Here is a 7,776-nt window from a genome sequence, read left to right as displayed (position 1 = left end):
ATCTGGACGAAGAGCGCCGACGAGATCCTCGAAACCCTCGCCGCCTACTGCCAACGAATTAACGACTCAAGACACTAGCTCTGTCGAGTCGGTGTGCGGAATCCAGGTCGCTCGCGTTGTATGGCGGCCACGATGTCGTTTTCACCGCAGGGCGCAGGACCGGGCCTCGCCGATGAATTCCGAGACGTCACGAGCGTCGCGGGCCGGCGTGGACTTGGCCATGGCCGATGATCGACCCAGGTTGAGCAGTTCAGTCGAGGAGGTCGGGTTTCTCTGCGGTGATCCAGTCGTAGAGCGGCTGGAAGGAGAACCAGCCGATGCGGTGGGTTCCGACCTGGGAGGCCCTCAGTGCCGTGGCCTCGGGCGGGATGAGGTGGGGCTTCGTGAGGGACGCCTCGGCCATGAGCTGGGAGTGGGTGCAGCGCTCGTAGCTCAGGTGTCACCAGAACGCCTCGTCGACGGAGTGGCCGACGGTCAGGACGCCGTGGTTTCGCAGCAGGACGGCCTTGTGGTCACCGAGCGCCGCGGCCAGCTTCTTGCCTTCCTCCTGCTCGAGCGCGACGCCGGTGTAGTCGTCGGGAACGTCCTGGTCCTGGTAGAAGGCGCAGGTGTCCTGGGAGATCGGGTCGAGCAGATGGCCAAGTGCCGCCCACGTCCGGCCATACAGGCCGTAGGTGTGGACGGCGGAGATGACGTCAGGACGGGCGTGGTGGACGGAGCCATGGATGGTCAGTGCGGCGTAGGCGATCAGGCTGCGCGCGGCGGGCCCCTTGTTCGGGCCGTCGACGACGGTGCCGTTCCCGTCGACCAGGCACAGGTCAGAAACCTTGACCTGGCGGAAGCCCTGCCCGCGGACGTTCACCCAGTGGCGGTCGGGCAGTTCCGGGTCGCGAACGCTGCCGTGCCCGGCGACGCCCTCGTTGAATCCGGACCGGCCAAGCACCCGAAACGCCGCCGCCAGCCGCTGCTTGCGGCGCAGCCGTTCCTCCTCGGCCGAGCTGAAGGTCGGCGGCGTCCGGGTGACGAATCCAGCCATCTCGCGCTCCTTACCTGGCCCCGGACCGGTTCTGACTGTCTGACCCGGCGCCTGCTGAGGCTCTTCTTGATCTCGGCGACATACGTCGCGAAGCCGGGGCGGGACACCGCCCACTCCTGCGCCGCGAGTTCCAGCTCCAGCGCAGCCTTTGGTTCGGTCAACGCGAGGCTCGCCCGCAGCGACTGCTTGGTCCGTGCCACCAGCTCCGGGTCCCTGTTGGCGGCCCGACGAGCGAGGTTCAGCGCCGCGTCAAGGAGGTCGTCCTCCGGGACGCAGCGCCAGGTGCCCCCGTGCGCGGCCGCCTCCTCGCCCGTCAGGGTGTCGCCGAGCAGGACGAACGCCGCCGCGCCGTGACTGCCGACCCGCCGGGACAGACACCACCATGCGGGTCTCCTTCGGAGCAGATGGGTGACAACGATGATCGACTAATGGTATAATGTATACCTAAATTATAGTAACTACTATGCTCGGTGTCGAGGGATCATCCATCGTCGGTCGGCGCGGCCCGAGCCGCCGCGGGTTCGACTGCGTCGAGCGTGTGGGGCTCCGGAATCCCGCTTCGGGCGGTGACCTGCACGTTCGCGCGCCGGCGGGCTGGCGTCGGGCAGGTGACTGACCATGGTGTGGTCCCTGCTGTACGGCCTGACCCGCGGCGTTCTCGGGTTGGTGCTGCTTCGAGTCCGTGGGGACACCGTGAAGGAGGTCGAGATCCTCGTCCGGCGTCACCAGGTCGCGGTGCTGCAACGGCAAGGGCAGCGCCCGAGGCTGGAGTCGAAGGATCGGGTGATCCTCGTGGCCCTGTCCCGGCTGTTACCGGGGGCGCGCTGGGACGCCTTCCTCGTCACCCCGGCCACCCTGTTGCGGTGGCATCGCGAGCTCGTCGCCCGCAGATGGACCTATCGGCGCAAGTCTTCGGGGCGGCCGCCGGTCGGCCGGGAGATCCGCGACCTGGTCCTGCGCCTGGCCCGGGAGAACCCGACCTGGGGCCACCGCAGAATCCAAGGAGAAGTCGTCGGCCTGGGCTACCGGGTCGGGGTTGCCACCGTCTGGCGGATCCTGCACCGCGCCGGCGTCGACCCCGCACCACGGCGAGCGGACACCTCGTGGCGTTCGTTCCTGCGCGCCCAGGCCTCCAGCATCCTGGCCTGCGACTTCTTCACCGCCGACACCGTGCTCCTCCAACGGATATACGTGTTCTACGTCGTCGAACACGCGACCCGACGTGTCCACCGGCGGGCTCAGCGTCGACGGCTCGTCCCGCGTGCTGAACACGGACGGGCGGCCGATCGGGGGCCTGTGGACCGCGGGCGAGATCACCGGCATCTTCCACGACCTGTACCCGTCGGGTACCTCCGTTCTCCGTTCGCTCACCTTCGGCCGGATCGCCGGGCGGGACGTCGCCGCGGAACTCGCGAAGTCTGGTCCTCGCGTGGATCTTTCGCTGGCTTAGGAACCTGCTTGGTGAAGAATCGGCGCCGCGGCGAGGTGAGTTGTTCACCGCCCTGAAGGTGTTCGACGCGTACGGGAGCCGTCGCCTCACGGTCGAGTACGCAGTCGGCCTGTCCGCCGAGGCGCGGGCGCCAGGCTACGGCCGCGCCGGATTGAGGGTGTCCTGCCGCTGATCCGGCGCGGCGTTCTGGCGCACTTTCCGTCACATCATGGTTGGCTGTGGCTCGTACGCCCGCGACCGGTGACCAGCGACGACCCCCACGACGTGCGGCGCGGCCGGCGCGAACCGCGCCCGGTCCTCTTCGGTAGCGCGAGCGGGCGGTACTACCGGTGGCTGTGAACCGACGGGGAGCGGCCCATGCGGTCGTGACGTCTGGTGGCAGCGGTGGCACGGGTATCCCTGGGGCAGGCGGCGTCAGGACGATGTGCGCGTAGTCGCCGGAGGCGAGGTTCGTGGCGTGGCACCGCGGGCATCGCGCGTTGTCCTGGCATCCGGAGCCGACGATCAGGTTGGGGATGTGGTTGAACGCGCCGCCGGGTGAGTCCGCCGTGACGGCGTGCCAGAGGCCGGTGCGCTCGTCGTCGGGACGAGCCACGGAACGGCCCCCGTCAGGAGCAGATCTTCTTCCGGAGACAGGTCCGAGGATGTTGAAAATCTGCTCTGGATGATGCATATTTTATGGTGCAGGTGGGGTAGGTATCCGGCGGGACCTCGACGGCGTGGGAGGTGGTGACGATGGCGGCGCGCCCACCGAGGGCTCGGGGCGGGGGCTGGGATCCACCGCACGCGCCGGCCGCCTGTCCGACGCCCGAGCCGTGGGGCTCGCCGGGTGGCTGACTCCCGCTGTGGATGCGGTGGCCTCACCGCTGTCGGGTGACGATGTTCGTCGTGTTATGGGGAGGTTGGTAGCGATGATGCTGCGCTTCGATCCGTTCCGTGACTTCGACCGTCTGGCCAGCGAGGCGTTCGGGACGGCCCGGACGCCGCAGATGATGCCGATGGACTGCCACCGGTCCGGTGACGCGTACTTCCTGCATTTCGATCTTCCGGGGGTCGACCCGGAGTCGATCGACGTGACCGCCGAGAACAGCACGTTGACGGTTCGGGCGACGCGGACGCGGACCGCGCCCAAGGACGCCCAGTTCCTGATCTCGGAACGGGGTACGGGCAGCTACACCCGCCAGCTCGTTCTCGGGGACGGGCTGAGCCTCGACAGCGTCGCCGCGCACTACCGGGACGGCGTGCTGACCGTGATGATCCCGGTCGCCGAGCACGCCAAGCCTCGGCGCATCGAGGTCGGCCGCGAGGCGAGCGACCACAAGATCCTCGAGGGGTGAGGCGTCGGTCCGGACGGGCGAGGTGACGATCCACGTGGCCGGTGGGCGCCCGCCCACCGGCCACGTCGGGATGGGCGGTACGTGATGAACAACAGGCGTAACAGGGTCGAGGACCTCACCTACCCGGCGTTCAGCATGGGGGCCGCCGCCGATCTGCTCGACGTGGAGCCGGCGTTCCTGCGGGCGCTCGGGCACGAAGGTCTCCTGAGCCCCCACCGCTCCAGCGGCGGGCATCGTCGCTACTCACGCGCCGATCTTGATCTGGCCGCCCGGGCACGTGAGATCGTCGACGAGGGGCTGACCGTGGCCGCGGCCTGCCGCATCGCGCTGCTCGAACAGCAGCTCGCCCAGACCCGGGCCGAACTCGCCGAACTCCAGCGACACGGCGCCCGGCACCGCGCGCGGGACTCGTCCGGCGACGCGCGCGAGGACTGAGCGAGAGCCACCGGATCGGTAGACGGCGGGCCCGGGCTGGTAGCCGTCAGCGCGTGGGCGCTGTCGCGGACGATTCCTGGGTCCCACCGTGCCCGTCGTCGATGATCGGGAGCGTTGAGCACTGGTAGGACGTTGCGCCGCCTCGGGTGCGAGCCCCGACCTGAAGCCCCTTGTCTCTCCGCGGCCACTGACGGCGCGCCGCTGCCTGGACCGAGGCGCGAGCGATGGTCGTCGAAACGACCGGGCCGACGATCATCACGATGGGGAGATCCAGGACAGAGGCCAGCCAAAGGCGACGCTGCGGCGGGGGTAGCGCGAATCGCCCCAGGGCATGAACTGGGCGAAGAGCGCACATTCCGGGCCGGGGCCGCGTCCTGTGGGGCGCGGCATGCCGTCTGGGCTCGTCCGCGCACGGACCCGGGCAGTGTGTCTTCTGATCAATCTGGGTAGCGGCTGGTGGGGCGGAGGCGGACCATGTGGTTGGCGGTGCACACCGGCCGTGTGGGATCGGTCGGGGTGGTGTACCTACGCGGCGAGCTTGACCTGGCTACAGCGCCGCGGCTGGAACAAGTCCTGAGCTCGCTGCCGCAGCCGCACGCGCGTTGAAGGCAGATCCACGCTGGCCGACCAGGTCCCCTCCGACACCGCCTGCCTCCCTCGCGGCCGTCCCCTTGACGTTGCCCGTTCCCAGTCGACGACCAGCAGAACGGACACCGTCCGGTGGTTGTGCGTCTGTCGTCCTACCCTCGCAGGGAACGCCCGCGTCACCGGTCGGTACAGATCCCACGTGATCCGTGGGAACGATATCCGGCGCGATCGTCCTGACAGGTCCGCCGGCCATGATGTCGAGCGCAGTGCCGCCGCGTTGTTCGGTGACGGTTCCGAGGTGCTCGGCTTCGATGACGAGGTTTCCACGGACCACGATTTCGGTCCCCGTGTGCAGCTGTTCGTCCCGCCAGGCCTTGACACCGCGTCGATCGACGTCGCCCTGGAGAGGCTGCCGGCCCGGTTCGACGGCTTCCCGGTGGTCTATCCCGACAGCGACCGTCACGGCGGCCGGCCGCACCACCAGGTGGAGGTGACCACCGCGCGGGCGTTCTTCGTCGACCGGCTCGGCGTTGACCCGGCCTGCGGGATGGATCTTGCGGACTGGTTGCTGGCCCCGACCCAGCTCCTGGCCAGCCTCACCGGCGGCGTGGTCCCGCACGACCCGCTCGATCTGCTCGCCACGCGGGCCGGGCACTGGCCTGGTACCCCGCGACGTCTGGCGCTATGTCCTGGCCGCCAGCTGGCCGCGCCGCGGCATCCGCGGCCTCGCGGTCGGCCTCCTCAAACTCGCGCCGGGCGGAGTCCTTCGCCTGGACTCTGCTCAGGTAGTAGTCCCACCAGATCCAGACCTGGCCGCGGCGGGTGATGGTCGCGCGCCGGCTACGCCTGGCCGATCCCGACCCGTGAATACCGTGTGCTGGTGGGACCTTCCGTGCTACCTGGCTACCTGGCCGCGCGTGGCGTCATGAGGCACCCTCTGTCAACCTCCGTGAGATGGACGGGTTCGGTCCGCTATCGGACGTGTGGCGCGTGGTGGGCTGCTGTGGCCGGTTTCAGTGAACCTCTCCGGCCAGCCGCGGTCCGCGGAGCGGGCGAAGGCGACGATCTCCTCGCAGGGCACGGCGGCCAGCCCGTCCCCGAACGTGGGCGTCAGGCCTGCGCCGGAGTCCTTCGAGGGCGCTGTCTCATGCCAGTCCTCGCGGGGCGAGCGGCGCAAGCGTTCCTCGGAGGCCCTCGTGCCCAGTGAAGGTAGGGCCATCAGTGGCGCCATCGCCGGTGACAGGCTGCTCGACCTGCTTGAGTCCGGCTGGCGACGAGAGCTCCGGGCGGGTGCCGTCGCCGGGCGGCCTGAGGCAGACGCTGGGCTCGCGCAGGCGGTGGCCACGGCGCTGGGAGCGCAGTCCCGGGCTCTGAGGGCCGGCGGGGTGGCGCAGAGGTGGCCCGCCTGCGTCGTCGTCGGGATCGCCCGCGCCGCGGCTGGGTCCGACACGACGGCGTTCTGGCCTGCCTGGCACCGGGCCGCGGGGCTGCGGTCAAGTGCGCGGTCCGCCCGTGAGTGGGGCGACGCGTTCCTCGCGGCGCTCGGGGCGCTGGGACTGCCTGCCGCGTCCACCGCGGAGGTCGCCGTGCTCGCCCATGCGACCGCGCCGGAGGACCACGCCGGTTCCGAGGGCGACCTCTCCGACGGGGTGGGCCAGGCGCGCCTTGACCCGTTCGGCGGCGGGGTCCTCCTGATGGACGTCGTATCGGGACAGGCCCGCGCGGCGCTGCCGGAGGAGATCACCGCCGAGGGCGCCAGGTTGCTGGCCTTCGACGAGGACGGGGCACCCGTGGACGGGGCGCTGCCCGCCGACGCCGTCTGGGTGCTCTGCCCGGCGGGCGCCGAACTGCGCTCCGACGCGCCGGTCCGGACCCTCGTGACGAGCACGCTCCCGCTGGCCTGGCGTGGCTGGCGCCTCATCCAGGTGGACCTGCGGGGGGCTTGTTGGATCGCCCTCGATGCCGACGCCGACGCCAGCCGTCGCCTCGTGCGCGGCCGGACCAGGCCGGTGCTGCGCACGGGCCCGCCGATCCCCGGCGCCACGACCGTCGCCGGCAGGCCCGTCCTCGCCTCGCCCCCCGAGGTCCTGCTCCCACCCGTTAAGGCCACCTTCCGGGTCGAGGCGCGGCGCACGGACTCCGGGGCCACCCTCGCGAGTGTCACGACGACCGGTGACACGTGGCGACCGGAGGTCCTGTGGCGCGGTGTGCGGCGGCCGTTGCTCGGCGAGTTCGTGATCTCTGTGACCCCCGGGCTGCGCCGCACCGTGGTGCTCGCGGAGGGCCTCGGCGTCACCTCGTACCCGGCCCCTCGGCTCACCAGCGCCCGGGGGCTCCAACCCGCGGAGGCGGTGATCTCGGCCCCGCCGGGCATGACGGTCTCCCCGGCGGCGGCCGCGTACCAGGAGGAGACGGTGACGCGGGAGGTCACCTGCGTCGCCGGCGCGGTGGTACAGCGCCTGGCCGTGACCCCGCCGCACCTGCGGCTGCGGATCGATCCCGAACCGGGCAGCGGCGCCGAGGGGACTGGGTGGCACCACGCGGGCCCGCTGCGCCTCACCCACGACGACCTGTGGCGCGGGGGCCTGCTGCGCATCGACCTGCCGGGTGCCGCCACAGCGCCGGCGATCACAGTCATGGCGGGCGGAGAACCCGTCCAGGTCCTGGGGGCGCTGCGCGACGGCCGCTACCCGCTGCGCCGCATCCTGGACACGGCGGCCGTTCATGGCGGCGCCGAGCTCACCATCACCGTCGACGAGGGAACCGTCGTGACGTTCGCCACCGTGACCGGCGCCGGCCCGGCCAATGATCCGTGGACGGTCACGCAGGCCTGAGTCCGCCGGTCACCTTCCGCTCGAAGCGTGGGTGATCTTGTGGGTGCCTTCTACGGCCTCCTCGCGCTGTGCGCTGGGTTGGGTGCCTTGGTGGCG

Annotated in this window: 5 protein-coding genes and 2 pseudogenes; 4 read left to right on the top strand and 3 right to left on the bottom strand. The window is 70.7% G+C overall.

Annotation, left to right across the window (positions count from 1 at the left end):
* Nucleotides 1–250 precede the first annotated feature (250 nt).
* Together I6A81_RS15270 and I6A81_RS46165 are read right to left on the bottom strand one after the other, a co-directional pair.
* A pseudogene (locus tag I6A81_RS15270) lies at nt 251–1,036 on the bottom strand (class II aldolase/adducin family protein).
* Nucleotides 1,037–1,170: 134 nt separating this feature from the next.
* Nucleotides 1,171–1,410: pseudogene (locus I6A81_RS46165) on the bottom strand (enoyl-CoA hydratase-related protein); the annotation flags it as partial.
* An 848-nt stretch (nt 1,411–2,258) separates the two neighbouring features.
* Between I6A81_RS46165 and I6A81_RS45580 the strand changes: the two are divergent.
* The 3 genes from I6A81_RS45580 (at nt 2,259) to I6A81_RS15250 (ending at nt 4,258) form a co-directional block, all read left to right on the top strand.
* Nucleotides 2,259–2,486 (top strand): FAD-binding protein, encoded by a 228-nt coding sequence (locus I6A81_RS45580; RefSeq protein WP_203000666.1) that lies wholly within the window; start codon nt 2,259–2,261, stop codon nt 2,484–2,486.
* Nucleotides 2,487–3,397: 911 nt separating this feature from the next.
* Complete coding sequence (locus tag I6A81_RS15255; protein ID WP_203000668.1) at nt 3,398–3,823, top strand: Hsp20/alpha crystallin family protein; 426 nt, start codon at nt 3,398–3,400, stop codon at nt 3,821–3,823.
* Nucleotides 3,824–3,907: 84 nt separating this feature from the next.
* Complete coding sequence (locus I6A81_RS15250; RefSeq protein WP_203000670.1) at nt 3,908–4,258, top strand: MerR family transcriptional regulator; 351 nt, start codon at nt 3,908–3,910, stop codon at nt 4,256–4,258.
* Nucleotides 4,259–4,805: 547 nt separating this feature from the next.
* On the opposite strand, the gene I6A81_RS15245 is transcribed toward I6A81_RS15250, so the two are convergent.
* Entirely contained in the window at nt 4,806–5,465 is a 660-nt protein-coding gene (locus I6A81_RS15245; protein ID WP_203000672.1) for a hypothetical protein, read from the bottom strand.
* Nucleotides 5,466–6,042: 577 nt separating this feature from the next.
* Between I6A81_RS15245 and I6A81_RS15240 the strand changes: the two genes are divergently transcribed.
* Nucleotides 6,043–7,680 (top strand): serine/threonine-protein kinase, encoded by a 1,638-nt coding sequence (locus tag I6A81_RS15240; RefSeq protein WP_203000674.1) that lies wholly within the window; start codon nt 6,043–6,045, stop codon nt 7,678–7,680.
* Nucleotides 7,681–7,776 lie beyond the last annotated feature (96 nt).

Source organism: Frankia nepalensis, from assembly GCF_016786325.1.
GTDB lineage: Bacteria > Actinomycetota > Actinomycetes > Frankiales > Frankiaceae > Pseudofrankia > Pseudofrankia nepalensis.
This window is presented reverse-complemented; position numbering and strand designations above follow the sequence as displayed.

Coding starts and splice junctions, on each gene's coding strand:
- I6A81_RS15255 (WP_203000668.1), top strand. CDS start 3,398: ATGATGCTGCGCTTCGATCCGTTCCGTGACTTCGACCGTCTGGCCAGC.
- I6A81_RS15250 (WP_203000670.1), top strand. CDS start 3,908: ATGAACAACAGGCGTAACAGGGTCGAGGACCTCACCTACCCGGCGTTC.